The organism is Amycolatopsis sp. CA-128772, from assembly GCF_002904295.1.
Taxonomy (GTDB): Bacteria; Actinomycetota; Actinomycetes; order Mycobacteriales; family Pseudonocardiaceae; genus Amycolatopsis.
This window is the reverse complement of the sequence record NZ_PPHG01000077.1, coordinates 76,378-102,310: the sequence shown is the minus strand read 5'-3', so window position 1 is coordinate 102,310 and position 25,933 is coordinate 76,378. Positions and strand designations below refer to the sequence as shown.

Annotated in this window: 25 protein-coding genes; 12 read left to right on the top strand and 13 right to left on the bottom strand. The window is 71.4% G+C overall.

Annotated features, from left to right (window positions below):
- Nucleotides 1–8 precede the first annotated feature (8 nt).
- Nucleotides 9–1,523 carry a glycerol kinase GlpK gene (glpK, locus tag C2L59_RS31025; RefSeq protein WP_103353079.1) on the top strand — a complete coding sequence of 505 codons (1,515 nt, stop codon included), beginning with the start codon at nt 9–11 and terminating at the stop codon, nt 1,521–1,523.
- A 45-nt stretch (nt 1,524–1,568) separates the two neighbouring features.
- Here glpK and C2L59_RS31020 read toward each other — a convergent pair whose 3' ends face one another.
- The 5 genes from C2L59_RS31020 to C2L59_RS31000 all read right to left on the bottom strand — a co-directional run bounded on the left by C2L59_RS31020 (nt 1,569) and on the right by C2L59_RS31000 (nt 5,766).
- On the bottom strand, nt 1,569–2,372 hold the full coding sequence (locus C2L59_RS31020; RefSeq protein WP_103353078.1) for a VOC family protein: 804 nt from the start codon (nt 2,370–2,372) through the stop codon (nt 1,569–1,571).
- Between the two features lie 82 nt (nt 2,373–2,454).
- Nucleotides 2,455–3,102 (bottom strand): class F sortase, encoded by a 648-nt coding sequence (locus C2L59_RS31015; protein WP_103353077.1) that lies wholly within the window; start codon nt 3,100–3,102, stop codon nt 2,455–2,457.
- Between the two features lie 81 nt (nt 3,103–3,183).
- Nucleotides 3,184–3,708, bottom strand: a complete 525-nt coding sequence (locus C2L59_RS31010) for a hypothetical protein (RefSeq protein ID WP_103353076.1) — start codon at nt 3,706–3,708, stop codon at nt 3,184–3,186.
- A gap of 123 nt (nt 3,709–3,831) precedes the next feature.
- Nucleotides 3,832–4,293 carry a hypothetical protein gene (locus C2L59_RS31005; protein WP_103353153.1) on the bottom strand — a complete coding sequence of 154 codons (462 nt, stop codon included), beginning with the start codon at nt 4,291–4,293 and terminating at the stop codon, nt 3,832–3,834.
- 72 nt (nt 4,294–4,365) lie between these two features.
- Nucleotides 4,366–5,766 (bottom strand): NAD(P)H-quinone dehydrogenase, encoded by a 1,401-nt coding sequence (locus C2L59_RS31000; protein ID WP_103353075.1) that lies wholly within the window; start codon nt 5,764–5,766, stop codon nt 4,366–4,368.
- A 126-nt stretch (nt 5,767–5,892) separates the two neighbouring features.
- Here C2L59_RS31000 and C2L59_RS30995 point away from each other — a divergent pair, with 126 nt between their 5' ends.
- Nucleotides 5,893–6,345: a gamma-glutamylcyclotransferase gene (locus C2L59_RS30995; RefSeq protein ID WP_199199331.1), complete on the top strand. Its 453-nt coding sequence runs from the start codon at nt 5,893–5,895 to the stop codon at nt 6,343–6,345.
- A gap of 67 nt (nt 6,346–6,412) precedes the next feature.
- On the opposite strand, the gene C2L59_RS30990 is transcribed toward C2L59_RS30995, so the two are convergent.
- The 6 genes from C2L59_RS30990 to C2L59_RS30965 form a co-directional block, all read right to left on the bottom strand.
- Nucleotides 6,413–7,246 carry an endonuclease domain-containing protein gene (locus C2L59_RS30990; protein WP_103353152.1) on the bottom strand — a complete coding sequence of 278 codons (834 nt, stop codon included), beginning with the start codon at nt 7,244–7,246 and terminating at the stop codon, nt 6,413–6,415.
- A gap of 205 nt (nt 7,247–7,451) precedes the next feature.
- A complete protein-coding gene (locus C2L59_RS30985) occupies nt 7,452–8,753 on the bottom strand; it encodes an amidohydrolase (protein ID WP_103353073.1) in 1,302 nt (433 codons plus the stop codon).
- Nucleotides 8,754–8,950: 197 nt separating this feature from the next.
- Complete coding sequence (locus C2L59_RS30980; protein WP_103353072.1) at nt 8,951–9,253, bottom strand: hypothetical protein; 303 nt, start codon at nt 9,251–9,253, stop codon at nt 8,951–8,953.
- A gap of 49 nt (nt 9,254–9,302) precedes the next feature.
- Nucleotides 9,303–10,286 (bottom strand): methylmalonyl Co-A mutase-associated GTPase MeaB, encoded by a 984-nt coding sequence (meaB, locus tag C2L59_RS30975; RefSeq protein ID WP_103353071.1) that lies wholly within the window; start codon nt 10,284–10,286, stop codon nt 9,303–9,305.
- Between the two features lie 3 nt (nt 10,287–10,289).
- Entirely contained in the window at nt 10,290–12,458 is a 2,169-nt protein-coding gene (gene scpA / locus C2L59_RS30970; RefSeq protein ID WP_103353070.1) for a methylmalonyl-CoA mutase, read from the bottom strand.
- Nucleotides 12,455–14,290 (bottom strand): methylmalonyl-CoA mutase family protein, encoded by a 1,836-nt coding sequence (locus C2L59_RS30965; protein WP_199199330.1) that lies wholly within the window; start codon nt 14,288–14,290, stop codon nt 12,455–12,457. The genes scpA and C2L59_RS30965 overlap by 4 nt, the downstream gene beginning before the upstream one ends.
- A gap of 151 nt (nt 14,291–14,441) precedes the next feature.
- Here C2L59_RS30965 and C2L59_RS30960 point away from each other — a divergent pair, with 151 nt between their 5' ends.
- Nucleotides 14,442–16,184, top strand: a complete 1,743-nt coding sequence (locus C2L59_RS30960) for a serine/threonine-protein kinase (RefSeq protein ID WP_103353068.1) — start codon at nt 14,442–14,444, stop codon at nt 16,182–16,184.
- Here C2L59_RS30960 and C2L59_RS30955 read toward each other — a convergent pair.
- The gene (locus tag C2L59_RS30955; RefSeq protein WP_103353151.1) at nt 16,168–16,809 is read right to left on the bottom strand and encodes a MerR family transcriptional regulator; all 642 of its coding nucleotides are present in this window, start codon (nt 16,807–16,809) and stop codon (nt 16,168–16,170) included. The genes C2L59_RS30960 and C2L59_RS30955 overlap by 17 nt on opposite strands.
- Before the next feature lie 115 nt (nt 16,810–16,924).
- Here C2L59_RS30955 and C2L59_RS30950 point away from each other — a divergent pair, with 115 nt between their 5' ends.
- The 3 genes from C2L59_RS30950 to C2L59_RS30940 are packed head-to-tail and all read left to right on the top strand — an operon-like array spanning nt 16,925 to nt 19,058.
- Nucleotides 16,925–17,866, top strand: a complete 942-nt coding sequence (locus tag C2L59_RS30950) for a hypothetical protein (protein WP_103353067.1) — start codon at nt 16,925–16,927, stop codon at nt 17,864–17,866.
- A complete protein-coding gene (locus C2L59_RS30945) occupies nt 17,863–18,282 on the top strand; it encodes an ABA4-like family protein (RefSeq protein ID WP_103353066.1) in 420 nt (139 codons plus the stop codon). Before C2L59_RS30950 ends, C2L59_RS30945 begins: the two co-directional genes overlap by 4 nt.
- Entirely contained in the window at nt 18,279–19,058 is a 780-nt protein-coding gene (locus tag C2L59_RS30940) for a purine-nucleoside phosphorylase (RefSeq protein ID WP_103353065.1), read from the top strand. The genes C2L59_RS30945 and C2L59_RS30940 overlap by 4 nt, the downstream gene beginning before the upstream one ends.
- A gap of 67 nt (nt 19,059–19,125) precedes the next feature.
- Here C2L59_RS30940 and C2L59_RS30935 read toward each other — a convergent pair whose 3' ends face one another.
- On the bottom strand, nt 19,126–20,277 hold the full coding sequence (locus C2L59_RS30935) for a glycosyltransferase (protein ID WP_103353064.1): 1,152 nt from the start codon (nt 20,275–20,277) through the stop codon (nt 19,126–19,128).
- 72 nt (nt 20,278–20,349) lie between these two features.
- On the opposite strand from C2L59_RS30935, the gene C2L59_RS30930 reads away from it, so the two are divergent.
- The 6 genes from C2L59_RS30930 to C2L59_RS30905 all read left to right on the top strand — a co-directional run bounded on the left by C2L59_RS30930 (nt 20,350) and on the right by C2L59_RS30905 (nt 25,879).
- Nucleotides 20,350–21,918, top strand: coding sequence for a phospho-sugar mutase (locus tag C2L59_RS30930; RefSeq protein WP_199199342.1), 1,569 nt, complete (start codon nt 20,350–20,352; stop codon nt 21,916–21,918).
- A complete protein-coding gene (locus tag C2L59_RS30925) occupies nt 21,918–22,376 on the top strand; it encodes a flavodoxin family protein (RefSeq protein WP_103353062.1) in 459 nt (152 codons plus the stop codon). Before C2L59_RS30930 ends, C2L59_RS30925 begins: the two co-directional genes overlap by 1 nt.
- A gap of 290 nt (nt 22,377–22,666) precedes the next feature.
- Entirely contained in the window at nt 22,667–23,071 is a 405-nt protein-coding gene (locus C2L59_RS30920) for a helix-turn-helix transcriptional regulator (protein ID WP_199199329.1), read from the top strand.
- Complete coding sequence (locus tag C2L59_RS30915; RefSeq protein WP_103353060.1) at nt 23,068–23,589, top strand: hypothetical protein; 522 nt, start codon at nt 23,068–23,070, stop codon at nt 23,587–23,589. The genes C2L59_RS30920 and C2L59_RS30915 overlap by 4 nt, the downstream gene beginning before the upstream one ends.
- On the top strand, nt 23,586–24,725 hold the full coding sequence (locus C2L59_RS30910) for an MAB_1171c family putative transporter (protein ID WP_103353059.1): 1,140 nt from the start codon (nt 23,586–23,588) through the stop codon (nt 24,723–24,725). The genes C2L59_RS30915 and C2L59_RS30910 overlap by 4 nt, the downstream gene beginning before the upstream one ends.
- Nucleotides 24,713–25,879: an amidohydrolase family protein gene (locus C2L59_RS30905; protein WP_103353058.1), complete on the top strand. Its 1,167-nt coding sequence runs from the start codon at nt 24,713–24,715 to the stop codon at nt 25,877–25,879. The genes C2L59_RS30910 and C2L59_RS30905 overlap by 13 nt, the downstream gene beginning before the upstream one ends.
- Nucleotides 25,880–25,933 lie beyond the last annotated feature (54 nt).

Below are 25,933 nucleotides of genomic sequence, written 5' to 3'. Positions count from 1 at the left end.
GAGCACACATGACTTCGTACGTAGCCGCGATCGACCAGGGCACCACCTCGACCCGATGCATGATCTTCAACCACGAGGGCCGCGTGGTCTCGGTCGACCAGCGTGAGCATGAGCAGATCTTCCCCCGCGCCGGCTGGGTCGAGCACAACGCCGAAGAGATCTGGGAGAACACGCGCCGGGTCGCCGCCGGTGCCCTCGCCAAGGCCGACCTGACCGCGAAGGACATCGCCGCGGTCGGCATCACCAACCAGCGCGAGACCGCGCTCGTCTGGGACAAGACGACCGGCAAGCCGGTGTACAACGCCATCGTCTGGCAGGACACCCGCACCGACAAGATCGTCACCGAGCTCGGCAACCTCGGCGGCGGCCAGGAGCGCTACCGCGACAAGGTCGGCCTCCCGCTCGCGACCTACTTCTCCGGACCCAAGATCAAGTGGATCCTGGACAACGTCGAGGGCGCGCGCGAGAAGGCCGAGGCCGGTGCCCTCGTCTTCGGCAACATGGACACCTGGGTGCTGTGGAACATGACCGGCGGGGCCGACGGCGGCGTGCACGTCACCGACCCGACCAACGCCTCCCGCACCATGCTGATGGACCTCGACACCCTGCAGTGGGACGCCGAGATCGCCGGCGAGATGGGCATCCCCCTTTCGATGCTGCCGGAGATCCGCTCCTCGTCCGAGGAGTACGGCAAGGTTCGCGAGAAGGGCGCGCTGGCCGGCGTCCCGATCGCGGGCATCCTGGGCGACCAGCAGGCTGCGACGTTCGGCCAGGCGTGCCTTTCGCCCGGCGAAGCCAAGAACACCTACGGCACCGGCAACTTCATGCTGCTCAACACCGGCACCGAAAAGGTGATGTCGCAGAACGGGCTGCTCACCACGGTCTGCTACAAGATCGGCTCGAACGACACGGTCTACGCGCTGGAAGGCTCCATCGCCGTCACCGGTTCACTGGTGCAGTGGCTGCGCGACAACCTCGGCATGATCGCGACCGCGGCCGAGATCGAGGAGCACGCGCGCAGCGTCGAGGACAACGGCGGCGCGTACTTCGTCCCGGCGTTCTCGGGTCTGTTCGCTCCTTACTGGCGATCCGACGCTCGCGGCGCGATCGTCGGGCTCACCCGGTTCGTCAACAAGGGCCACCTCGCCCGCGCGGTGCTGGAGGCGACCGCCTTCCAGTCGCGCGAGGTCATCGACGCGATGAACGCCGACTCCGGAGTCCCGCTGAAGTCGCTCAAGGTCGACGGCGGCATGGTCGTCAACGAGCTGCTCATGCAGTTCCAAGCCGACATCCTCGGCGTGCCGGTGATCCGCCCGGTGGTCAACGAGACCACCGCGCTGGGTGCCGCGTACGCCGCCGGCCTCGCCGTCGGGTTCTGGAAGTCCGAGGACGACATCCGCACCAACTGGGCCCAGGACAAGCAGTGGGACCCGTCGATGGACGACGCCCGCCGCGAGCGCGAGTACCGCAACTGGAAGAAGGCCGTCACGAAGACCTTCGACTGGGTCTCCGAAGAGGACTGACCGGCGAGGGCCGGGGGCGCCCGACGGCGTCTCCGGCCCGCCCGCTCACCCTTCCCAGCCCTCCGGCTCGCCGGACTGTTCGTTGGGTGCGATCACCAGGAACGGCACGCCCTGGTCGTCGGTGACCCGCACCTGCCGCCCGTACGGCGAGTCGAACGCCTTCCCCTGCACCGTGCCGCCGAGCTCGGTCACCTTGGCCGCGGCCGCGTCGGCGTCCGGCACCCAGAAGTAGGCCAGCCAGTGCGACGGCACCTCGGCCGGCACCGAGTCGGGCAGCCCGCCGAGGCCGCCGACCGGCCGCCCGTCGATGAGCAGCACCGTGTACGTGAACTGGTCACTCGAGATGTCCTGGAAGCCGTAGCCGAAGACCTCTTCGTAGAACGGCTTCGCCGCCGCGAAGTCGCGGCTCATGCACTCGTTCCAGGCCGGCGTGCCCGGCGCCGCGGTGACCTGCGTGCCGAGGTGGTGGCCCGCCTCCCAGAGGCCGAAGACCGCGCCCGCCGGATCGGCCACGACGGCCATCCGGCCCTCCTTCATCACCTCCATCACCGGCATCACGACCTGCCCGCCGGCCTCGGTGATCGCGGTGACCGTCCGGTCCACATCGGATACCGCGAGGTAGGTCGTCCACACCGGCGGGATGTCCTGGCCCGGTGGGGTCTGGCCGATCCCGGCGACCGGGCGGCCGCGCAGCTCCGCCATGCCGTAGAAGCCGGTTTCCTCGCCGCCCCGCTGCACGTCCCAGCCGAACAGGGCGCTGTAGAAGGCGATCGCCTTCGCCTGGTCGGGCACCATCAGGTCCACCCAGCTGGGCGTGCCGTCGGGCCATCTTTCTTCCCGGAACACCATTTCGACTCCCCTACCCTCGTCGGCGCCGCCGGTTGATGACGACCGGCACAGTCTGGCACCGGGCACCGACAAAAACCGAAAATCAGGCCTGGACCAGGCGGGCGTAGACGACGATGTTGTCGACGTAGTTGTGCGCGCTCCGGTCGAACACGCCGCCGCAGGTGATCAGCCGCAGCTCGGGACCGGCCGTGTCGTCGTACACGCCTTCGGCCTCGAAGTCCTTCTTCGGCACCTGGTGCACCTTCGTCACCTCGAACACCGCCGTGGTCCCGTCCTTGCGGGCGATCGAGACGCGGTCACCGGCGGCGAGTTCCTTGAGCCGGAAGAAAATCCCCTTCTGGTGGTTGCCGTCGACGTGCCCGAGGACGACCGCCGGGCCGACCTCGCCCGGCGTCGGCGCGTAGGTGTACCAGCCGGCCTGCAGCGGTGTGGTCACCGGCGGCACCTGCACGGTGTTGTCCGGGTTGAGCCCGAGCGGGACCAGCGACGAACGGGCGCCGATCTTCGGGATGTCGAGCGAAACGGGCTCGGACCTGGGCAGGGCCTCGACGGCGTCCCGGCTTTCGCTCCGCGGCTGCGGGGCCACCGCGACCGGCTGGGCGGGCGGCGGTTGCGCGGACGACGGCTCCGGGCCGCCGCCGAGCGTCAGGGCCAGCACCGCCAATGCCGCCGGCAACGCGATGGCCAGGGTGATCAGCACACCCCGTCTGGTCGTGATCCTCGTCGTCATAGTCTCCCCCGTGACCGGCGCCTGGAATTCACACGTCCGGGTGGACCGTTTGGTTGCATCCCGACGGTACCTCCGCGGCGGTCAGCGGCGCAGGGCCCGGCGGGCCAGCACGAGCCCGCCGCTCCCGACGGCGAGCGCACCCATGGCGGCCGCGGCCGCGAGCGGCCCGTGCCCGGCCGGGCCACCGCCGGTCTGCGGCGCCCCCGACGGCACCTTCGCCACCTGAGGACGTTCACCCAGGACGGTGAACTTCGTGCTCAGTTCCGCACCGCCGCAGGAGAACGACACCCGGTAGACGCCGGGTTTCGCGGGCTGCACGGCCGCCGACGCGGCGGCGGCGGGCGCCTTGGCCGGGTCGCTCTGCGGGCCGACGCGCCGCAGCGCGCCGATCTTGAGGACCGGGGACACCAGGTCGCTCGTGCTCGCGGCTTCGCAGCCGAGCCGGATCTCCACCTTCGCGCCCGGCCGGGCCGCGGTCGGCATGACGCGGAGATAGGCCTTCGGGTTCGCCGCGTGCTGGGCCGGCGTGCCGGCGAAGGCCGCCGGAGCCGAAAGCAGCAATCCACCCGAAACGGCGGCCACGGCCAGGAGTTTTTTCGTTTCCATCGGTTTCCCTCCCCCGGGAGCTTTTGCTCACGAAGACGCTCTACCTGCGGCGGAGGTTGCTCCCGGGCAAGAAAAAACCACCCCGGAGCGTGGCCCCGAGGTGGTTTCCCGCGATTTCCGAAATCAGCCGGCCATGCTGCCGTCGCCCGCTTTCGCGGCTCCCGACGGCACCTTCGAGACCTGGGAGGCGGGCACCGAGAACTGCGCGCTGTAGGTCTGGCTGCCGCAGGTCACCGTCAGCGGGTACGTGCCCGCCGCGGTGCCGGGCTTCAGCTCGACGTCGGCGCTGATGTTCGCGTCCGCGCCCATGAACGGGCCGGGGGTGTAGTTGGAGAAGGTCAGCACGGGCGAGGCGAACTTCGGCGACGCACCTTCGCACTTCGCCAGCGCGACGTTCGGCGCGTCGCGGACGTACTTGTTCACCAGCGTCTGGTTGACCGCGGTGTTGACGTTGAGCTGGACCATGCCGGCGGCCGGGGCCGGCGCGGCGGCGGTGCTGGTGCCGGTGTTCTGCGCCATCGCCGGTCCCGCCAGCGCCGTCGCCCCGATCACCGCTGCCGCAACGAAAAACACCGTCTTGCGCACCTTCACACCCTTCGCGTCCTTCAGCCTTACAACCGACAAGACGCGACGGGGCGCGACGGGTTGCCTACGGAATCAGTCGAGATCGTCGTGGCGCATGAGCTGGCGCCCGGCCTCGGTGATCGAGCCCGAGAGCGACGGGTACACCGAAAATGTCAGTGCCAGGTGGTCCACTGTGAGCTGGTTCTGGACGGCGAGCGCGATGGGAAGGATGAGCTCGCTCGCCTGCGGCGCCACGACGACGCCACCGACGACCACGCCGGTGGCGGGGCGGCAGAACAGCTTCACGAAGCCTCGGCGGAGGCCCTCCATCTTCGCGCGCGCGTTGGTGGCCAGGGGCAGCATGATGGTGCGCGCGGGCACCTCGCCGGAGTCGATCGCCTGCTGGCTGATGCCGACGGTGGCGATCTCCGGGTGGGTGAACACATTGGCGGCGACGGTCTTGAGCTTGATCGGCGCGACGCCCTCGCCCAGCGCGTGCCACATCGCGATGCGGCCCTGCATGCTCGCCACCGAGGCCAGCATGAGCACGCCGGTGCAGTCGCCGGCGGCGTAGATCCCGGGAACGGAGGTGCGCGAAACGCGGTCGACGGTGATGAACCCGCCGGGACCGACCTCGATGCCGACCTTGTCGAGGCCGATGTCCTTCGTGTTGGGCACCGACCCGACGGTCATCAGCGCGTGGCTGGCTTCGATCACGCGGCCGTCGGCGAGCTGGATCCGGACGCCCTTTTCGGTGCGCTCGACGCGGTCGGCGCGCGCGTGCTTGGCGACGGTCGTCCCGCGCTGGGAGAAGACCTCTTCGAGCACCGCGGCGGCGTCGGCGTCTTCGTGCGGGAGGACGCGGTCACGGCTGGAGACGACGGTGACCTTGACGCCCATCTCGGTGTAGGCGGAGGCGAACTCGGCGCCGGTGACGCCCGAGCCGATCACGGCGAGGTGCTCGGGGAGCTCCTGGAGCTCGTAGAGCTGGCGCCAGTCGAGGATGCGCTCGCCGTCGGGCACGGCGCCGGGCAGCACGCGCGGGGTGGCGCCGGTGGCGATGAGGACGACGTCGGCGGGCAGCTTCTCGGTGCCGTCCTTCGTCGTGACGGCGACCTTGTGCGTCGCCAGGCCGGGCTCTTCGTCGCAGAAGCGGGCCTCGCCGGCGATGACGCGGACGCCTTCGCGCTGGACGCGGGCGCGGATGTCGGCGGACTGGGCGAGGGCGAGGCCCTTCACCCGGCCGTGGACGGTCGGGAGGTCGATGCTGGTGTCGGCCATGTCGGTGTTGATGCCGAGTTCGCCGAGGTCGTGCATCTTGGCCAGGGCGCCCGAGCTGGCGATGAAGGTCTTCGAGGGGACGCAGTCGTAGAGGACGCAGGCCCCGCCCAGGCCGTCCCGTTCGACGATCGTGACGTCGGCGCCGTGCTGGGCCGCGACGAGCGCGGCTTCGTAGCCGGCCGGGCCCCCGCCCATGATCACGATCCTGGTCACCTGGGTCCTCCTAAGGCAGTCCGTGCGGTGCTCTCACCGTACGCGGCGAAGGTGACCGGACACTGAAGTGGGCGAACACGGCGAGTGCGTCCACTCGGGTGAGGGAGGTATCGCTACGCTGTCGGCGTGCCGTTGTATGCCGCGTACGGATCGAACATGGAGCCCGCCCAGATGCTGGAGCGCGCGCCGCACTCGCCGATGGCCGGCACCGGCTGGCTGGAGGGGTGGCGCCTGACCTTCGGCGGCGAGGACCTCGGCTGGGAAGGTGCCCTGGCCACGATCGTCGAAGACCCGGGATCACGGGTGTTCGTCGTCCTCTACGACGTGACCCCGCTGGACGAGACCGGGCTGGACCGCTGGGAAGGCGGCGAGCTGGGGATCCACTCGAAGATCAGGCTGCGCGTCCAGACGATGGACGGCTCGGTCCTGGCCTGGCTGTACGTCCTGGACGCCTACGAGGGCGGCCTGCCATCAGCCCGCTACCTGGGCGTCCTGGCGGACGCCGCCGAGGCGGCCGGCGCCCCAGCCGACTACGTCGGCGACCTGAGAACCCGCCCCTGCTCCGGCATAACCGGCTGACGAGTCCCGGCTCCGATCACGCGAGTTCCGTCTCCAATCACGCGGATGACGGCTCCGATCACGCGAGTTACGCCGCTCGTCGGCCGAACTGCGCCTGCAACTCGGCGAGCACCCGGCTCGGGTCACGGAGATCCGCCGCCGTCGCGCGGATGGTGACCCACCCACGGCCGGCCAACCGGTGGTCGCGCTCGGCGTCTTGCTCGCGTCGCTCCTCATGAGCTGCGAAGCCGTCGTATTCCAACGCGATGCGCACTTCCGGCCAGGCCATGTCGAGTACGTACAGCCGCCGGCCATCGATGGCGGTGATCTCGTACTGCGCCTCCGGAACGGGCAACCCGGCCTCGACCACGATCAGCCGGAGGACGCTTTCGGGCGGCGATTCGGCCTTGCCGGTGGCGAGAGCCAGGAGCATCTGCGCCCTGTGGATACCTCGCTTGCTCCGACGGTCCAGGATCCGGTCACGGACGTTCTCCCGAAGCTTCTGACAGTGGTCGGCGGCCAGACCGCGCATGGCTTCGTCCAGCGCGGCGAACGCTGTTCGCTTGTCGCCGTCGCAGAGGAAATCCGCGAGGGCGAGATCGAGCGAGAAGACCGCCAACCCGTCGATTTCGATCACATCGGACTCGGTGAATTCGGCTCGATGGATGACCAAGCCCGCCCTCGACTCCACCCGCCTGGCATACGGCACGGTGAGGTGCACTGTGGGCTCATCGGCAGCCGATATCCCATGCAGCGCAAGCGAAGTAGCTCCAGACAGCGCTGCCGGTGGACCCACCGCGATGAGCGCGGCCTGAGCGCGAGTCCCGAGGTTCAGCGCATCTGCGGCGTGGATGACCACGCCACGCCATGGCTGCGCGAGCACGCCGGTCGCCAGCCCTTCGAGCACTGCTCGCCGCCCCAGAACTGCATCAGCTTCGCGACGCGAGACGGCTCCGTGTCGTCCTCCCCAATTGATCACATCATCGAGGATGAGGCCCGCCGACGATCAACGGAAGGGCCTCATCCTCGACCTGTGGATAACTCGCCACACCTGTGGATAACTTGTGTGCGTAACTCCGAACTCGCGTGATTGGAGACGGGACTCGCGTGATTGGAGACGGGACTCGTTAGGCGAGGGAGGTTAGGGCGGTGTGGACGAGGGTTCGGACTCCGCAGAGGAGGGAACGCTCGTCGAGGATGAACGTCGGGCGGTGGATGTCCGACTGCGGGGCCGGGGGGCCGGACCAGACGCCCAGGCGGGCGAAGGCTCCCTGGACGTGCTCCAGGTACCAGCCGAAGTCCTCGCCGCCGGATGACTGCTCCGTCGGCGCCACCGCGCCCTCGCCGAGGGCGGCCTCGACGCCGGCGCGCATCAGGGCCGTCGACTCCGGGTCCGAGACCACCGGCGGGACGCCGCGGCGGTAGTCCAGCTGGAAGCCGACGCCCGTCGGGGCCAGGAGGGACTCGACCGAAGACGCGACCAGCGGCTCCAGGGCCGTCCACACCTCGTGGTCCGCCGTGCGCAGCGTGCCGCGCAGGACGCCGTCCTGCGGGACCGCGTTGGCCGCCTGGCCTGCGTGGACCGCTCCCCAGACCAGGACCGTCCCGGAACGGGGGTCGACGCGCCGCGAGAGCAGCGCCGGCAGCGAGGTGATCACCGTGCCCAGTGCGTGGACCAGGTCCGCCGTCAGGTGCGGGCGGGACGTGTGGCCGCCCGGGGACGTCAGGCGCAGCTCGATCAGGTCCGCCGCCGACGTCAGGGCGCCGACGCGCATGCCGACCGATCCCACCTCGAGACGCGGGTCGACGTGCAGGCCGTAGATCCGGTCGACGCCGTCCAGCGCGCCCGCCGCGATCATGTCCAGGGCTCCGCCCGGCATGACCTCCTCGGCCGCCTGGAAGATCAGCCGGACGCGGCCCGGCAGCTCCGGCGCGCCGGCCAGGGCGCGGGCGGCGCCCAGCAGGATCGCCGTGTGGGCGTCGTGGCCGCACATGTGCGCCGCGCCCTCGGCCGTCGACGCGAACGGCAGGCCCGTCGCCTCCGTCAGCGGCAACGCGTCCATGTCCGCGCGCAGCGCCACGCACCGCTCGCCGCGGCCGATGTCGCACACCACGCCCGTGCCGCCCGGCAGCACCCACGGCTTGAGCCCGACCGTCCGCAGCAGCGTGACGACCAGTTCCGTGGTCGCGAACTCGTGCCGCGACAGCTCCGGGTGCGCGTGGATGTGCCGCCGCCAGGCGAGCACGTCGGTCGCGTTGGCGCGCAGCCAGTCGTCCAGCCAGAACGGGCCGCGGCCCGCACCAAGGTCCTCCACGGGAGCCATGCTTACGCCGGCTGCGGAAATCAGCGCTTCGGACCCCTCCATGGGGTTGACGATGCGCCCGTGGGGGTCGCCTGGAACGTCCGGTCGTGAGTCCAACACCGTCACGCCGCACCTCCTCCCGCAACACGGGTAACCCGGGCAGCGGCTGGGGTCACGCAACGTGCCGATCGATCTGTCGTACGCATTTGCAGACGATCGTGCACCATGCAGGCGGCAACGCGCGCCTCGAAAACGGCCGTCCTAGATGGCCGGTACCGGATCTGCGTTGAACGGTGTGCAGTACTTCGGCACACCCGAACGCATCAGGACCCCTTGGCCCGCTTCGAACGGATCTTGCGCCCCCAGATCACGATGCCGAGCAGTACGACCGCGATCAGGCCCGCGACCAGCTTGTTCCTGGTCTTTTCGGTGTTCGCCTTGTCCGTCTGGGCCGGGTCGAGGACCGGCCCCGGTGGCTGGGTCTGCGCCGGGAAAAGCACCGGAGCAGCCACACTCACCGTGACCGCAGCCGGACGCACCGGTCCGGCGAGCGCCGACGCCGGCGACGCGGTGAACAGCACCGCGCCGAGCACCCCGGCCAGGACCAGACCCCGCAGTTTCCCCATGTCATCCTTTCGCCACGACCAGGCATTCTGCCCACGGACCGCCCGCACGTCAGCCACCGAACGCGTCGAGGATCCGCTGTGCACCGAGGGTAGCCGTCAGTTCACCGTCCCGCACCGCCCGTTCGACGTCCGGAACGACCGTTCGCACGTCCGGATGCGCCGCCAGCCGACCGAGCAGCTGCTCGCGCACCATCGCCCACGTCCAGTCGACCTGCTGCTGCCGGCGCCGGGCGTCGAGCTCGCCGGACGCCGTCAGCGTCTCGCGGTGCTGTTCGATCGCGCCCCAGACCTCGTCGAGGCGCAGGTTGTGCAGGCCGCTGCAGGTCAGCACCGGCGGCGTCCAGGACGCTTCGGGCCCGTAGATCATCCGCAGCGCGCCCGCCAGCTCCCGCGCCGCCCGCCGCGCGTCCCGCTCGTGGTCGCCGTCGGCCTTGTTGACCGCGATGACGTCGGCGAGTTCCAGCACGCCCTTCTTGATGCCCTGGAGCTGGTCACCGGTGCGGGCGAGGGTCAAAAAGAGGAAGCAGTCGACCATGTTCGCGACGGTCACTTCGGACTGTCCGACCCCGACGGTCTCGACCAGCACGACGTCGTAGCCGGCCGCCTCCATCAGCACGATCGTCTCGCGGGTGGCCCGCGCGACGCCGCCGAGCGTGCCGGACGTCGGCGACGGCCGGATGAACGCCCGCTCGTCGACCGCCAGCCGCGCCATCCGGGTCTTGTCGCCGAGGATCGACCCGCCCGTGCGCGTGGACGACGGGTCGACCGCCAGCACGGCGACGCGGTGCCCGGCCGCGGTCAGGTCGGTGCCCAGCTGGTCGACGAATGTCGACTTGCCGACACCGGGGACGCCGGTGATGCCGACCCGCTGCGCCCCGCCGGCGCGCGGCAGCAGCTCGACGAGCAGCTCCTGCGCCAGCGCCCGGTGGTCGTCCCGCTGCGACTCGACCAGCGTGATCGCCTTCGACAGCGTCCCGCGGTCCCCCGCGAGCACCCCCTTGGCGTAGGCGGTGACGTCGATCTTCCGCGGCAAGGGTCAGGACTCCTGCACCGACAGCTGGCCGAGCAGGTCGATGGCTGCGTCCGCGAGCACCGTGCCGGGGCCGAAGATCGCCGCCGCACCGGCCTCGCGCAGCGCCGGGTAGTCCTGCGGCGGGATGACGCCGCCGACGACCACCATGATGTCCTCGCGGCCCAGCTCGGCGAGCTCGTGGCGCAGCGCGGGCACCAGCGAGAGGTGGCCGGCGGCCAGCGACGAGACGCCGACGACGTGCACGTCCGCCTCGATCGCCTGCCGGGCCACCTCGGCCGGGGTGGAGAACAGCGGGCCGACGTCGACGTCGAAGCCGAGGTCGGCGAAACCGGTGGCGATCACCTTCTGGCCGCGGTCGTGGCCGTCCTGGCCCATCTTCGCGACGAGGATCCGGGGCCGCCGGCCCTCCTCCGCGGCGAACTCGTCGACCAGCTGCCGGGCCTTTTCGACGTTCTGCGTCTTCCCCACCTCCTCGCGGTACACCCCCGAGATGGTCCGGATCTGGCCGGAGTGCCGGCCCCAGATCTTCTCCAGCGCGTCGGAGATCTCGCCGACGGTCGCCTTCGCGCGGGCCGCGTCGATGGCCAGTTCCAGGAGGTTGCCGCCGTTGCCGGCGCCCTCGGTGAGCCGCCGCAGCGCGTCTTCCGTCGCCGCGGAGTCGCGTTCGGACCGCAGCCGCCGCAGCTTCTCCAGCTGCTGGGCGCGGACGCCGGCGTTGTCGACCTTGAGGACTTCGATGTCCTCATCGCCGGTGACCTGGTACTTGTTGACGCCGATCACCGGCTGCCGTCCGGAGTCGATGCGTGCCTGGGTGCGCGCGGCGGCCTCCTCGATGCGCAGCTTGGGGATGCCCGCGTCGATCGCCTTGGCCATGCCGCCGGCCTGCTCGACCTCGCTGATGTGGCCCCACGCCTTGCGCGCCAGGTCATAAGTCAGCTTCTCGACGAAAGCAGACCCACCCCACGGGTCGATCACGCGCGTGGTGCCGGACTCCTGCTGCAGCAGCAGCTGCGTGTTGCGGGCGATCCGCGCGGAGAAGTCCGTCGGCAGCGCCAGTGCCTCGTCGAGGGCGTTCGTGTGCAGCGACTGCGTGTGCCCCTGGGTCGCGGCCATCGCCTCGACGCAGGTGCGGACGACGTTGTTGTAGACGTCCTGCGCGGTCAGCGACCAGCCCGACGTCTGGGAGTGCGTCCGCAGCGACAGCGATTTCGCGTTGGCGGGGTCGAAACCCTTGACCAGCTTCGCCCACAGCAGCCGCGCCGCGCGCAGCTTCGCGACCTCCATGAAGAAGTTCATGCCGATCGCCCAGAAGAAGGACAGCCGCGGCGCGAACTTGTCGACGCTGAGCCCGGCGGCCACCCCCGATCGGATGTACTCGACGCCGTCGGCGAGCGTGTACGCCAGCTCGAGGTCGGCCGTCGCGCCGGCTTCCTGCATGTGGTAGCCGGAGATGGAGATCGAGTTGTACTTCGGCATGTGCTGCGAAGTGAAGGAGAAGATGTCGGAGATGATCCGCATCGACGGCTGCGGCGGGTAGATGTAGGTGTTGCGGACCATGAACTCCTTGAGGATGTCGTTCTGGATCGTCCCCGCGAGCTGCTCCGGCTTCACCCCCTGCTCCTCGGCCGCGACGACGTACAGCGCGAGCACCGGCAGCACCGCGCCGTTCATCGTCATCGACACCGACATCTTGTCGAGGGGAATCCCGTCGAAGAGCTGGCGCATGTCGTAGATCGAGTCGATCGCCACCCCGGCCATGCCGACGTCGCCGGACACGCGCGGGTGGTCGGAGTCGTAGCCGCGGTGGGTGGCCAGGTCGAAGGCGACCGAAAGCCCTTTCTGCCCGGCGGCGAGGTTGCGCCGGTAGAAGGCGTTGGACTCCTCGGCGGTGGAGAACCCGGCGTACTGGCGGATGGTCCACGGCTGGTTGACGTACATCGTCGGGTACGGCCCGCGAAGGAAGGGCGCGACGCCGGGGTACGTGCCGAGGAAGTCCACATCGGACAGGTCGGCGGCCGTGTACACCGGCTTGACGCCGATGCCCTCGGGCGTCTCCCAGGCCAGGGCGTCCGGCCCCTTGCCGGTGGCCTCCTGGACCGCCTTCGCCCAGGTGTCGCGGTCGCCCGGCGACGGCGTGCCGAGGTCGAGACCGGCGAAGTTCGGGATGCTCATCGCGTGACTCCCAGCTTGGCGTGCAGGCCGTTGAGGACGTCGAGGGCGTCGCAGCCGGCGAAGACGTTGCCGTCCACGCCGTCGTAGGTGCCCTTGCCCGCCAGTAGTACGTGGTCGGCGCCGAGGGCCTTGGCGACGTCGGCCGCCTGGGCCTCGTAGGCGTCGTCGGTGCCGCAGAGGCAGGCGATCTTCGCGCCGGACGCGCGGAACGCGGCGGGCAGGTCGTCGGTCGCGCCCGGGTTGACGGCTTCGATCCCGCCCGCCTGGAACAGGTTGGCGGCGAATCCGGCGCGCGCGGTGTGCGCGGCGACCGGGCCGAGCGTCGCGAGGAAGATCTTCGGCCGCGAGCCGTGCGAAGCGAGGTACGCGTCCGAAGCGTCCCGCAGCGCTTCGAATCCTTCGGCGTACCGGTGCCGCGGCAGCCCACCGTCCACAGTGGCCTCGGCGGGCACCCTGACCACCGGTTTCTCGGCCAAGTTCGGGAACTCGCTGACGCCGGTGAGCGGGTCACGCCGCGTCGCGATCCGCGAAGAGCGCTTCTCCCAGGTCGCCGCCAGCCGCTCACCCAAAGCGCCGGACGCGAGCTCCGCGACCAGGCCGCCCGCGCCTTCGATGGCGGTGAACTCGGCCCAGGCCGCGTGCGCGAGGTCGTCGGTGAGCTTCTCGACGTACCAGGAGCCACCCGCCGGGTCGGCCACACCGGCCAGCTTGGACTCCTCCAGCAGCACCGCGTGGGTGTTGCGGGCGATCCGCGCGGAGAAGGCGTCGGGACGGCCGATTGCCGCGTCGAACGGCAGCACGGTGACGGCGTCCGCGCCGCCGACGCCCGCGCCGAAGCAGGCGACGGTCGTGCGCAGCATGTTCACCCACGGGTCGCGCCGGGTCAGCATGGCCGGCGAGGTCACGGCGTGCTGGCGCATCGGCGAGGTGAACCCGCAGACCTCGGCGACGCGCGCCCACAGCCGGCGGGCCGCGCGCAGCTTCGCGATGGTGGAGAACTGGTCGGCCGTCGCGGCCAGCCGGAACTCCAGCTGCCCGGCGGCGGCCTCGACGTCCAGCCCGGCGTCCGTCAGCGCACGCAGGTAGGTGACGCCGGCGGCGACCAGCGCGCCCAGCTCCTGCGCGTCCGAACCGCCGGCTTCGTGGAACGGGAGGCCGTCGGCGACGATCGTCCGCACTTTCGGGTACTTACCGGCGACACGCGCGGCGAGCGCGGCCGCCGGTTCGAGGGCCACGGCGGAACCGGAGCGGGCGGCCAGCCCGATCGGGTCGGCGCCCAGCACGGCGGTGGCTTCGCTCGCCGGGATCTCGCGCTCGTCGAACAGCGCCAGCAGCTCCGAAGCGGCCGCTTCATACGAGGGGCCCGCGTCCAGCACGACGGGCGCCAGGTCGAGGTAGACCTCGTTCAGCGCGTCGGCCAGCTCCGACGGCGGCACCGTGAGCCAGATCGACGTCACGCCGCCTTCGAGGTCGGCGAGGATCGCCTTGTTGACCTCTCGCGCGTCCGAGCCGGTGAAGCGGGCCCGGACGTCCCAGCCGGTGCCGACCTGGCCTTCCGGCCGGGACCCGCGCACGTACGGCGGCAGGCCCGGGAAGCCGATGTCGCCGGGGACGTCCTCGGCCGTGTACAGCGGCTGGATCTCGATCCCGTCGTAGGTCCGCGTGACGAGCTTGCTCTCCGGGGCGCCCGCGAAGTCCTCCGGCAGCTTCCCGCTCTTGCGCAGCACGCCCGCGACCAGCTCTTGCCACTGCTCGCGCGTCGCCTGGGGGAACTCGGCCGCGAGGTCGAGTTCGGAGATCGGCACTGACTCCGGACCGGCCACATCAGTCATAACCAGTGATGGTAGAGGCACTCGCCGCGTCCGACCTGTGAGTCTGGTCGCGCTAGGGGCCGGGCCACGCCGGGTTAGGGGCCAGCCTGCAGAGACTGCCGGTCCCGTACGCCACAATTGGCGGGTGCCCCCCTCCAGCGAAGAGACACGAGTGGTCGCCGGTCGCTACCGGCTGCGTTCGGTGCTCGGCTCCGGGTCGATGGGCACCGTCTGGTCGGCCTACGACGAGTTCCTGCACCGGCAGGTGGCCGTCAAGGAGATGAAGGTGCCGCCGGGCATCCCGGCGTCGCAGGCGGACGAGCTGCGGGAGCGGACGCTGCGCGAGGCGCGCGCGATCGCCGTGCTGTCCCACCCCAACGTGATCATCCTGCACGACGTCGCCCGCGAGGACGACCAGCCCTTCGTGGTGATGGAGCTGCTGCCCTCGCGCAGCCTGGCGCACATCCTGCGCGACCACGGGCCGCTGACCGTCGGGCAGGCCGCCGCGGTCGGCATCGCCGTGGCGTCCGCGCTGGAGGCCGCGCACGCCGCCGGCATCACCCACCGCGACGTCAAGCCGGGCAACGTCCTGGTGGCCAGCGACGGCCGGATCAAACTGACCGACTTCGGGATCGCGCGCAACGTCTCCGAGGCGACCATGACCCGCACCGGGATCATGCTCGGCTCCCCCGCCTACATCGCGCCGGAGGTGGCCTCCGGCGGCGCCGTCACGCCGGCCGCGGACCTCTGGGGCCTCGGCGCGACGCTGTTCGCCGCGGTCGAGGGCGCCCCGCCGTACGACGCCGACGGCGACCCGCTGGAGACGGTCGGCAAGGTCGTCAACGGGAAGGTGCCCAAGCCGAAGGCCGGCCCGCTCGCCGACGTCATCGGCGCGCTGATGACGAAGGAGCCGGGCCGCCGGATCACCCTGCGGGAGGTCCGGCACCGGCTGTACCCGCTGCAGACGAAGACGCCGCTCGACCTGTTCGGGCCCGAGCTGTTCCACACCCCGGACGGCAAGAAGACGTCCGCGCAGCCGGACGCGACCGACACGCAGGTGATCAAGACCGTCCTGCCCGACAAGGCCAAGGACAAGGCGGAGAAGAAGGCCGAGGGGTCGAGCAGCGAGCTCGCCGCCGATCCCGGCCCGCTGCCGTTCCTGCGCCCGCCGGGCCCCGCCTCGGCGCCGCCGGCCACGGACCCGCCGACGGTGTTCGCTCCGCCGCCGCTGCCGCGGGCGAGCCGTCGCAGCGGCACGGCCACCGCGGTGCTCGTCGCGGTGGCGATCCTGCTCTTCCTGCTCGCCGCCGGCGGCGGGTTCGCGCTGGCCAGGACGGTGGGCGGGCAGCCGCTGCTGCCCCCGGACGCCGCCCCGCGGAGCACGTCGAACGGCCCCACCGACGTGCCGCCGCCGTCGCTGGTGCAGCAGTCCGGCGACGCGAGCTACGCGACCGGCAACGGCGGGCAGTTCGGCCTCGCCGTGCCGCAGGGGTGGCAGAAGTTCGTCGCCCCGCACACCACCACGAAGTTCGGGGCGAGCACGGCCGTCCAGTACGTCTCGCCCGACGGCCGCCGGTCGCTGCGGGTGGAACGGCTGGTGAAGTACTTCGCCCAGTACCCCTCCGACGAGGAGTACATCTCCTGGTTGAAGACGTCGTACCCGGGTAACGCGTTCACGCTCTTCGGGCCGTCGCCGATGCCGGACGGCAAGGGCACGACGCTGACCTACCGCCTGGCCGAGGGCGGCACGCTGCCCGAAAAGGGTGGCGGCGGCACCCGCGTGACGTTCATGAACCTCGTCCCGGCGGGCACCAGCCTCTGGCTCCTTTCGGTCACCGTGCCGGCCGAGCAGGAGAACTCGGGCCGTCAGGACGTCTTCGACCGCGTCGCCCAGACGCTCAGCGTTTCGGACTAGCGCCGCCGAGGACGTCCCGGGACACCTGCTCCTGGGCGAGGTGGCGCAGGCCGGCGAAGATCCGGTCGCCGAGCACGGTGGCGACCACGCCCGCCTCGATGATCTTGTCCACCGACGTCAGGCCGGCCACCACCCCGACGTCGACCTCCGCGACGCGCAGCGCCAGCCGGGCGTACTCGCCGAGCCGTTCGGTCAGCATGTCCTGCCCGAGCTCCTTCGCCGTGGCCAGCGCGGCGACCAGGTTGTCGATCGTGGCGCCCCGGGGTTCGTGCCACTTCCAGCCGTTCTCCCGGACGACGTCCTCGAGCAGCCCGGACGCCCACGCCGCGGCCTCCTCCGACACCTTCGGCGCCGGTCCGGCCAGCTCCTCCTGGACGACGCCCATCGTCCGGTGCGGGGTCTCGTCGCCGTCGATCGCGGCCAGCACCACCCCGACCGAGGCCAGCGGCAGCCCGCCGACCTCGGTGAGCGCCCTGATCAGCCGCAGCCGCTGGACGTGCGCCGGGGAATACCGCGCCTGGTTCGGGCTCGTCCGCTCGCCGGGCGGGAGCAGGCCCTCGCGCAGGTAGTACTTGACGGTCGCGACCGGCACCCCGGACTGGGCGCTCAGTTCGGCCATCCGCATGCGCATCCGCTCTCGATCCCGGGGTCGGTCTCCGGGGCAACCCTGAAGACAGCTCAGCATGGATACCTTAACTTCCCATAACGGAGAGCTTGACTATCCATTCTGGGAGGGAACCATGACCATCCTCGCCGATCTCCGGAGCAGAACGCACGGGTGGCACCGGCCGTCCGCGCTCGCCGCCGCCACCCTGGGGGTCGCGGCCCTGCTGGGGCTGGCCGCGCTGCTCGTCGACCAGCGGACCCTGGCGGGCGCGCCGATCTGGGCCAAGCCGGTCAAGTTCGCCGTTTCCGGCGCGCTCTACTTCGTCACCTGGAGCTGGCTCGTCTCGCTGCTGCCACGGTTCCGGCGCACGGCGGGCCTGCTGACGAACTTCCTCGTCGTGATCTTCGCCGCCGAGTACGTTCTCCTCGTGTTCCAGGCGGCGCGGGGCCACGCGAGCCACTTCAACAACGCGACCCCGCAGGACACCCTGATCTACGACGTCATGGGCAAGATGATCATGGGGTTGTGGGTGGCGACGCTGGTGCTGACCGTGCTGGTGATGTTCACGAAGGTGCCCGGCCGGGCGACCTTCTGGGCCGTGCGCACCGGAGCCGTGCTGTCGCTGGTGGGGATCTCGCTGGGCATCCTGATGACGTCGCCGACCGCGCAGCAGCTCGCGCAGTGGAAGACCGGCACGACGCCGACGGTGGTCGGCGCGCACACCGTCGGGCTCGCGGACGGCGGCCCCGGCCTGCCCCTGCTCGGCTGGAGCACGGTGGCCGGCGACCTGCGGATCCCGCACTTCGTCGGGATGCACGCGCTGCAGGCCCTGCCGCTGCTCGCCATCGGGCTGGCCGCACTGGCCGCGCGGTTCCCGCGGCTGCGTGACGACGTCGTCCGCGCACGGCTGGTCCTGCTCGGCGCGGCCGGGTACGCCGGCCTGACCGCGCTGGTGACGTGGCAGGCGTTGCGGGCGCAGTCGATCGTGCACCCGGACGCGGCGACGCTGGGAGCGTTCGCCGTGCTGGCCGCCGCGGTCGGGCTGGGTTCGTGGGCTACGGTGCGCGTCCGATGACCCTCTTCGACCTGGCCTTCCCGCTCGCCGCGCCGTTCTGGGCGCTGATGGTCCTGGCCCCGGGGTGGCGGTGGACTGAGCGGATCATGGCGTCGCCGTGGGTGCCGCTGCTGCCGCTGGCCTGCTACTTCGCGCTCGTGCTGCCGCACTTCGGCGAGTGGGGGCGGGCGATGCTCCGGCCCGACCTCGGCGTCCTGCAGACGCTGCTGGCCACGCCGTGGGGCGCCGGGCTCGTCTGGGCGCACCTCATCGCGTTCGACCTGTTCATCGCCCGGTGGATGTACTTCGAGGGCCGGGCGCGGGGGCTCTCGCCGTGGGTCGTCAGCCCGATCCTGCTGCTGACGATCTTCCTCTCCCCGTTCGGGCTGGTCGTGTTCCTCGTGGTGAGGGCCGTGCGGATACGCTCCCTCGCATGAGTGAACACGAAGCCGCGAGCGCCATCGCCAAGCGCACCGGCGTTGAGGCGCACGACATCGCGGTGGTCCTGGGGTCGGGCTGGCGCCCGGCGGCGGACGTCATCGGGGAGTGCGAGACGGAGATCCCGTTCGCCGAGCTCCCCGGCTTCACCACGCCCGGCGCGGTGGGCCACGGCGGCACCATCCGGTCGCTGACGATCGGGGACAAGAACGTCCTGGTCATGCTGGGCCGGACGCACTTCTACGAGGGCAAGGGCATCGACCCGGTGGTGCACAACGTGCGCACCGCGGCGGCGGCCGGCGTCCGGACGGTGCTGCTGACGAACGCGGCCGGCGGGCTGCGCGAGGGCTTCCGCGTCGGCCAGCCGGTGCTGATCTCCGACCACCTGAACCTGACCGCGCGCTCCCCGATCGTCGGCGCGAACTTCGTCGACCTGACGGACCTGTACTCGGCGCGGCTGCGGAAGATCGCGCGGGAGATCGACCCGTCGCTCGAAGAAGGCGTCTACGCGGGCCTGGTGGGGCCGCACTTCGAGACGCCGGCGGAGATCCGGATGCTGCGCACGCTGGGCGCGGACCTGGTCGGCATGTCGACGGTGCTGGAGGCGATCGCCGCCCGCGCGGCCGGCGTCGAGGTCTTCGGCCTGTCCCTGGTGACGAACCTGGCCGCCGGCATGACGGGCGAGCCCCTGAACCACCAGGAAGTCCTGGAAGCCGGCCGCGCGGCCGCCACCCAGATGGGTTCTCTCCTGCGAGACCTGGTCACCCGCGCCTGACCGAGTTCCGGCTTGAATCACGTGAGTGCGTGATTCAAGCCGGAACTCGCGTGTTCGAAGCCGGAACTCAGACCAGGGTGGGGAGCTGGGCGGCCACCTCGGCCGGGGACGGCATGGCTGCGACTTCGGCCGCCAGGGTGCGGGCCGCGTCGCGGACCGAGGTGTCCGTGAGCAGGTGACGCGCCTTCGTGGCGACGGCCTCGGCGGTGACCTCGGTGCCGAGCAGGCGGTCGCCGACGCCGGCCGCGACCACCGCGTCCGCGTTGGTGAACTGGTCCGCGCCCTGCGGCATCAGCAGCTGCGGAAGGGCCGCGCCGAACGCGCCGAGGGTCGTGCCGCTGCCGCCGTGGTGGACCACCAGGTCGACGTGCGGCAGCAGCGCCGCCTGCGGGACCCACGCCTCGAGCCGGACGTTCGCCGGGACCTCGCCCAGCGCGTCGTCGGGCAGCGACGGGCCGGTGGCGACCAGGACGTCGACGTCCAAACCGGACAGACCGGCGATCGCCTCGGTGAGCACGCCCGCGTGGCCCATCGCCGTGCCCAGCGTCAGGTAGACGAGCGGACGCCGCTTGTCCAGCACGCCCGCCGGCAGTTCACCCGGCTCGCTCCAGCCGACCGGGCGCAGCGGCACCCGGCGGGTGCGGGCCAGGAAGTCCGCGTCCTGCACCGACTCCGGGCAGATGTCGACGAACGGGCCGCCGAACGCCAGGTCCTCGCCGATCTCGATGCCCAGCGAAGCACCGTGCTCGCGGATCGCGTCCCGGATCTGCGTGGTCATCGGGTCGCCGGTCGACACGCGGCCGAAGCCGTGCGCCACCACCGGGATCCCCGCCTTCAGCGCGGCGAACGCCCCGCCGGAGTTGCCCGCCTCGCTCACCACCAGATCGGGCCGGACGTGCTCGAACAGCGGCAGCAGGTCGGCGAGGAACCGCTCGGGCATCAGCTCGCCGAACACCTTCGCGACGACCGGGAACAGCTCCTCGCGCGGGATTTCCCCGGGTGGGCGCCGTGGCCCGGAGCCGGCGAACGCCTGGCCGAACGCGTCCTTGATGGCGAGCCCGGCCGCCGCGGTTTCGAGGCCGGCTTTGGTCAGCTGTGGCAGGAAGTCTTCGGATGTGGCGAAGACGACGTCATGGCCCGCCTCGCGCGCGGCGACCGCCAGCGGGACGAGCGGGAAGGTGTGGCCGAAGGACCCCAGAGAGGTGAAGAGTAAGCGCACCTACCCGACCTTAGCCCGTAGGCTGGGCCGGTGACGACCGATTCCTCCTTGCGCGACGCCGCTTTCCGCTGGATGGCCGCCGATCCGGACCCCGCAACCCGTGCCGAGCTGGATACCGTCCTGGCCCGGGCGGAAAGCGACCCCGCGGCCGCGGCGGACCTGGCCGACCGGCTGGCCGGGCCGCTGGAGTTCGGCACGGCCGGCCTGCGCGGCCCGGTGCGCGCCGGCCCGAACGGGATGAACGTCGCCGTCGTCACGCGCACGACGGCCGGGGTCGCCCAATGGCTGGAGGCGCACGGGCACGCCGGTGCGCTGGTCGTCGTCGGCCGCGACGCGCGGCACGGCTCGGAAGCCTTCGCGACCGCCGCCGCCGAGGTGCTGACCGCGGCGGGGTTCGACGTCAAGGTGTTCCCCCGCCCGCTGCCGACGCCGGTGCTCGCCTTCGCCGTCGGACGGCTCGGCGCGGTGGCCGGCATCCAGATCACCGCTTCGCACAACCCCCCGGCGGACAACGGGTACAAGCTCTACGACGCGACCGGCGGCCAGATCGTCCCGCCGTCCGACGGCGAGATCGAGCGCGCCATCGAGGCCGCGCCGCCGGCGGCGGAGGTGCCGCGGTCGCCCGGGGCCGAGGTCGTCGACCTGCTGGACCGCTACCTCGACGAGGTCGCGACGCTGCCGATGGGGGCCGAGCGCGCGGTGCGCGTCGCCGCGACGGCGTTGCACGGCGTCGGTGCGAACACGCTGCAGGCGGCGTTCGAGCGGGCCGGGTTCACCGACCTGCACCTGGTCGCGGCCCAGGCCGCGCCCGACCCGGACTTCCCGACCGTGTCGTTCCCGAACCCCGAGGAACCGGGGGCGACCGACCTGCTGCTGGCGCTCGCGTCCGATGTGGACGCCGACCTGGCGATCGCGCTCGACCCGGACGCCGACCGGTGCGCGCTCGGCGTCCGCGAACGGGACGGTCGCTGGCGCATGCTGCGCGGCGACGAGACGGGCGTGCTGCTCGGCTCGTACATTCTGTCCACTGTGGACCGCACGACACTGCCGGACCCGCTGGTGGCCACTACGATCGTGTCGTCGTCGATGCTCGGCGAGATCGCCAAGGCCGAGGGAGCCCGGTACGCCGAGACGCTGACCGGCTTCAAGTGGCTGGTGCGGGCCGGCGAAGGACTGGTGTTCGCCTACGAAGAGGCGCTCGGGCTGTGCGTGAACCCGGGCTTCGTGCGGGACAAGGACGGCATCGCCGCCGCGACGCTCGCCGCGGGGCTCGCCGCGCAGCTCAAGGCGCAGGGCCGCACGCCGCTGGACGTGCTCGGCGAACTGGCGCAGCGCCACGGCGTCCACCTGACCGACCAGGTCTCGCTGCGGGTCACCGATCTCGCCGTCCGTGGGCAGCTGATGGCGAAGGTGCGGGCGACCCCGCCGGCCCGGCTCGGCGGCGTCGACGTCACCCTCGAAGACCTGCTGCCGGACGCCGACGTCGTGCGCCTGACCGGCGACGGCGTGCGCGTGGTCGTGCGGCCATCCGGGACCGAGCCGAAGCTGAAGGCGTACCTGCAGGTGGTGGCGGACGCCCGCGACGCGGCGCAGGAGCGGCTGACGGCGTTGCGGGCCGACGTCGAGGAGCTGCTCGCCTGATGCCGAGGTTGCTGATCGTCCACCACACGCCGTCGCCGTCGACGCAGGCGCTGTTCGAAGCGGTGGTGGCGGGCGCGACGCACCCGGACATCGAAGGGGTGGAGGTGGTCCGCCGCGCGGCGCTGGCGGCCACCACCACCGACGTCCTCGAAGCGGACGGCTACCTGCTGGGCACGCCGGCGAACCTGGGCAGCATGAGCGGTGCGCTCAAGCACTTCTTCGACACCGTCTACTACCCGTGCCTGGACGCGACGCGCGGTCGCTCGTTCGGGTACTGGATTCACGGCAACAGCGACACTTCGGGCACGGAACGCCAGCTGCTCGCCATCACAACCGGGTTGTCCTGGGCAAAAGCAGCAGCACCCGTCATCTCAACGGGTGATCCTGACCAAGCGACGTTGGCGGCGTGCACCGAACTGGGGGCGACGCTGGCCGCGAGCCTGATGCCCGGAAATTAAAGGGGCCTGTCACCGGAAGCCCTGGGGGTCGACCTCCGGCAACAGGCCGTGACCAAGGGTTCGCCACGAGGGCGATCAACCTTGGCCCCCGAAGCGTACTACAGACGGCCGATCATGACGAGTCGAAGGCGCGACAACCTCTCGCCTTGACCGTTCCGTGCACCCCCAGGGCACGGACCCGCAAGGCGAGAGGCGAGCCAACTGTAAACCACTGCATACGATGGCTGTCAACAAGTGCGTACAGTGGTTTGCGGTTAGAATTTTCGCGGCTGGATTCCCAGGGGGTGGAGATGGCACGGGAACGCACCTTCGCGGAGCGCTTGAGCGCCCTGATCGAGGCCGCCCGCGTGGACGGCCGTGCACCGCACAGCTACCGGGAGATCTCCGCCGCCGTCGAGCGTGCGGGCGGCCCGGCGATGTCGCCCGCGTACCTGCAGCAGCTGGCCACGGGCAAGCGGGTCAACCCGAAGATCCACTACGTCGAGGCGCTGGCGAAGCTGTTCGGCGTGCCGGTGACGTACTTCTTCGACGAAGAGGTGGCCGCGGTTCCCGCGGGCGAGGCCCAGCTGATGGCGATGCGCGCCCAGGAGCTGTCGCCGCAGGGCCGGCGGCAGGTGATGGACCTGCTGGAGCTCGTCGAACGTTACGAGCGGGCCGAACGCGAAGGCCGGAACCCGGGAGAACCGGCGCGATGAAGGAGCGTGAGCTGCGCCGCCGCTGCCGGAAACTGCTCAAGGACCTCGACATCGGGCCGCCGCTGGACGTCGAGGTGCTCTGCGCGCGGCTGGGCGAGCGGCGCGGGAAGCCGATCCGGCTGATGGCGTACCCGCTGGAGGTGCCCGGCCCGTTCGGCTGCTGGATCGCGACGACGTCCGCGGACTACATCTTCTACCAGGCCGAAACGACGAAATCGCACCAGGACCACATCATCCTGCACGAACTCGGCCACATGCTGGCCGACCACCACCCGCACGGCGACGCCGAGCCGGCCGACTTCCTCCGCGGCCCGGCAACGGATCTCGACCCGGATGCCGTACACCGCGCCCTGCGCCGGTCGTCCTACGATGACGCGCACGAGTGGGAAGCCGAGACCGTCGCGACCATCATCCTCGAGTGGGCGTCGGTCCTGAACTACACGATCCCGCGGCGCGCTGCGGACCGGGATCTCCGCCGGATCCAGGGGGCGCTCGGCGATCACCAAGGGTGGTTGTGAGCACACTTCTTAGCCCCGTGAACCTTGTTGCGCTGGTGCTGTTCTCCGCCGCGCTCGCGTGGCGGATCTACCAGGTGACGCGCGCGCCGACCGTGCCCAACTGGGCCGTCACCGCGTGCGTCGCCGGCTTCGCGGCCGCGTTCCTGCTGCAGCAGACCGTGATCTCCGACGAGGTCGACGCGCTGTTCGGCCGCGGCGCGGCCCGCGTCGCCAACAACTCCCTGCTGGCGTGCGGCCTCTGCGCGCTGGTCATCTTCTTCCTCGGCTCGGCGCTCGGCCCGCGGCGCTACCGCCGGGTGGCGCTGGAGCTCGTGCCGCTGGTCGCGGCGATCACGCTGATGATCGTCACGATGAGCCTGACCCCACCCGAGCTGCGGGGCCTGCCGCTGGGTCCGGCGACGATCCACGACAGCTGGGTCGCGGCGTTCTACCTCGGCGCCGGGCTGTACCTGATCTACGGTCTCATCGCCTGCACGGCCTGGATCGTGCGTTATCTGCGGGTGGCGGACCGGAATCTGCGGATCGGGCTGCGGCTGGGCGCGATCGGCATGGCGAGCGCGGCCATCGGCAGCATCTGCCGCGCGCTGTACATCGTGGTCGCGTGGGTGTTCGGGCCGGTCGTCAAGGTCCTGCTCCTGCTGGGCGTGCCGTTCGTGATCGTCGGCGGGATGCTGTTCCTCGCCGGCGTCACCTACCCCGGGCTGCGGGCGCGGGTGTCGGCGTTGCGGCGCCGCCGCCAGCACCGGCGCGAACACGAGGCGCTCGCTCCCTTGTGGACAGTCCTGGTCGGGGCGTTCCCCAGCATCGTGCTGCGGACCCCGCCGCGGCGCGGCGACCGGCTGTCCCCGCGCGGTGTCCACCGCGGGCACTACCGGCGGGTGATCGAGATCCGGGACGGCCTGGTGCAGCTCTCGCCGTACCTGGACGCGGACTTCGGCGAGGTCGTCGCCACCGATCCGGCGGCCGCGGCGGCCGCGCTGAAGGCGGCGCTGCGCCGGCACGCGGACGGCGAGGCCAGCGACGGCCGCGCCAAGCAGGTCCTCCCCGCGGGGGCGGACGACCTCGAATCCGACGTCCGGCCGCTGCTCGCGCTGTCGGCCGCGATGGCGGCGGGGGACGTGACGTGGACACGCTGATCACCGCCGGCCGGGTGCTGCCGCGGCCGTCGACGCCGATCGACGACGGGGCCGTGCTGGTGCGCGACGGCGTGCTCGTCGCGGTGGGCCCGCGGGCGGACGTCCTCGCGCAGGCCGCGCCGGACGCGACCCGGCACGACTTCCCGACCGGGACCGCGCTGGCCGGGCTGTGCAACGTCCACGTCCACCTGGCGTTCGACGCCTCACGCGAAATGCTGGCCCGCTTCTCCGAAAGCGAAGACCTGCTGGACGGCGCCCGCTCGCGGCTCACGGCCATGCTGCGCAGCGGGGTCACGACCGTCCGGGACCTCGGCGACCGCGGGCACCTCGGCGCGGCCGTCCGGCGGTCGTTCGACGGTTCGGTGGCGCCGCGGCTGCTCGTGTCCGGTCCGCCGATCACCGTGCCGGGCGGGCATTGCTGCTTTTTCGGCGGTGAAACGGCTTCCGACGGCGAAATCCGCGCCCTGATCGACGCGAACGCGGCCGCGGGCGCCGACGTGATCAAAGTGATGGCCAGCGGCGGCCAGCTCACCGAAGGCGGCGCCGACATGTGGGAGTCGCAGTTCGACGCGCGGCAGCTGGCGCTGATCGTCGCGCACGCGGCGTCGCACGGGCTGCCGGTGGCGGCGCACGCCCACGGCGCGGACGCGATCGAGGCCGCAGTCGAAGCCGGGGTGTCGACGGTCGAGCACTGCAGCTTCCTGACCGGGCCCCGCTCCTTCGACCGCCGCGCGCACGTGGCCGAGCGGATGGCGGCCGGCGGGATTTCGGCGTGCTCGACGAGCAGCCGCAACTGGCGGGTGATCGTCGAGAAGCTCGGCGACGACGTCGCGCAGGCGATGTACGGGCGGCTGCCGTGGCTGGAGGAGCACGGCGTCCGGCTGCTGTCCGGGACCGACGCGGGCCTGCCGGGCTCGGTGTTCGACGACCCGGCCGGCGCGCTGGAGCTGTACGAATGGCTCGGCTTCCCCCGGCGCCGGATCCTGGAGATCGCGACCGAGGACAGCGCGGCCGGGCTGGGCCTGGCCTCGGTGACCGGCCGCCTGGCGCCCGGCCTGGCGGCGGACGTCCTGGTCGTCGAAGGCGACCCCCTCGCTTCCCTCGCGGCTCTCCGCAACCCCCTCCTGGTGCTCGCCCAGGGCCGTCCCGCCTAGGTCCCCGATCGGGGAACACCCGTTTTGGTGACAGCGTTTTAAAACAGTGTTACT

What these genes read in the sequence shown, in the direction of transcription:
- glpK (WP_103353079.1), top strand. Translation starts at nt 9, where the DNA reads ATGACTTCGTACGTAGCCGCGATCGACCAGGGCACCACCTCGACCCGA.
- C2L59_RS31020 (WP_103353078.1), bottom strand. Translation starts at nt 2,372, where the DNA reads ATGGTGTTCCGGGAAGAAAGATGGCCCGACGGCACGCCCAGCTGGGTG.
- C2L59_RS31015 (WP_103353077.1), bottom strand. Translation starts at nt 3,102, where the DNA reads ATGACGACGAGGATCACGACCAGACGGGGTGTGCTGATCACCCTGGCC.
- C2L59_RS31010 (WP_103353076.1), bottom strand. Translation starts at nt 3,708, where the DNA reads ATGGAAACGAAAAAACTCCTGGCCGTGGCCGCCGTTTCGGGTGGATTG.
- C2L59_RS30980 (WP_103353072.1), bottom strand. Translation starts at nt 9,253, where the DNA reads ATGGGGAAACTGCGGGGTCTGGTCCTGGCCGGGGTGCTCGGCGCGGTG.
- scpA (WP_103353070.1), bottom strand. Translation starts at nt 12,458, where the DNA reads ATGAGCATCCCGAACTTCGCCGGTCTCGACCTCGGCACGCCGTCGCCG.
- C2L59_RS30965 (WP_199199330.1), bottom strand. Translation starts at nt 14,290, where the DNA reads ATGACTGATGTGGCCGGTCCGGAGTCAGTGCCGATCTCCGAACTCGAC.
- C2L59_RS30955 (WP_103353151.1), bottom strand. Translation starts at nt 16,809, where the DNA reads ATGCGGATGGCCGAACTGAGCGCCCAGTCCGGGGTGCCGGTCGCGACC.
- C2L59_RS30950 (WP_103353067.1), top strand. Translation starts at nt 16,925, where the DNA reads ATGACCATCCTCGCCGATCTCCGGAGCAGAACGCACGGGTGGCACCGG.
- C2L59_RS30945 (WP_103353066.1), top strand. Translation starts at nt 17,863, where the DNA reads ATGACCCTCTTCGACCTGGCCTTCCCGCTCGCCGCGCCGTTCTGGGCG.
- C2L59_RS30940 (WP_103353065.1), top strand. Translation starts at nt 18,279, where the DNA reads ATGAGTGAACACGAAGCCGCGAGCGCCATCGCCAAGCGCACCGGCGTT.
- C2L59_RS30930 (WP_199199342.1), top strand. Translation starts at nt 20,350, where the DNA reads ATGGCCGCCGATCCGGACCCCGCAACCCGTGCCGAGCTGGATACCGTC.
- C2L59_RS30925 (WP_103353062.1), top strand. Translation starts at nt 21,918, where the DNA reads ATGCCGAGGTTGCTGATCGTCCACCACACGCCGTCGCCGTCGACGCAG.
- C2L59_RS30920 (WP_199199329.1), top strand. Translation starts at nt 22,667, where the DNA reads ATGGCACGGGAACGCACCTTCGCGGAGCGCTTGAGCGCCCTGATCGAG.
- C2L59_RS30915 (WP_103353060.1), top strand. Translation starts at nt 23,068, where the DNA reads ATGAAGGAGCGTGAGCTGCGCCGCCGCTGCCGGAAACTGCTCAAGGAC.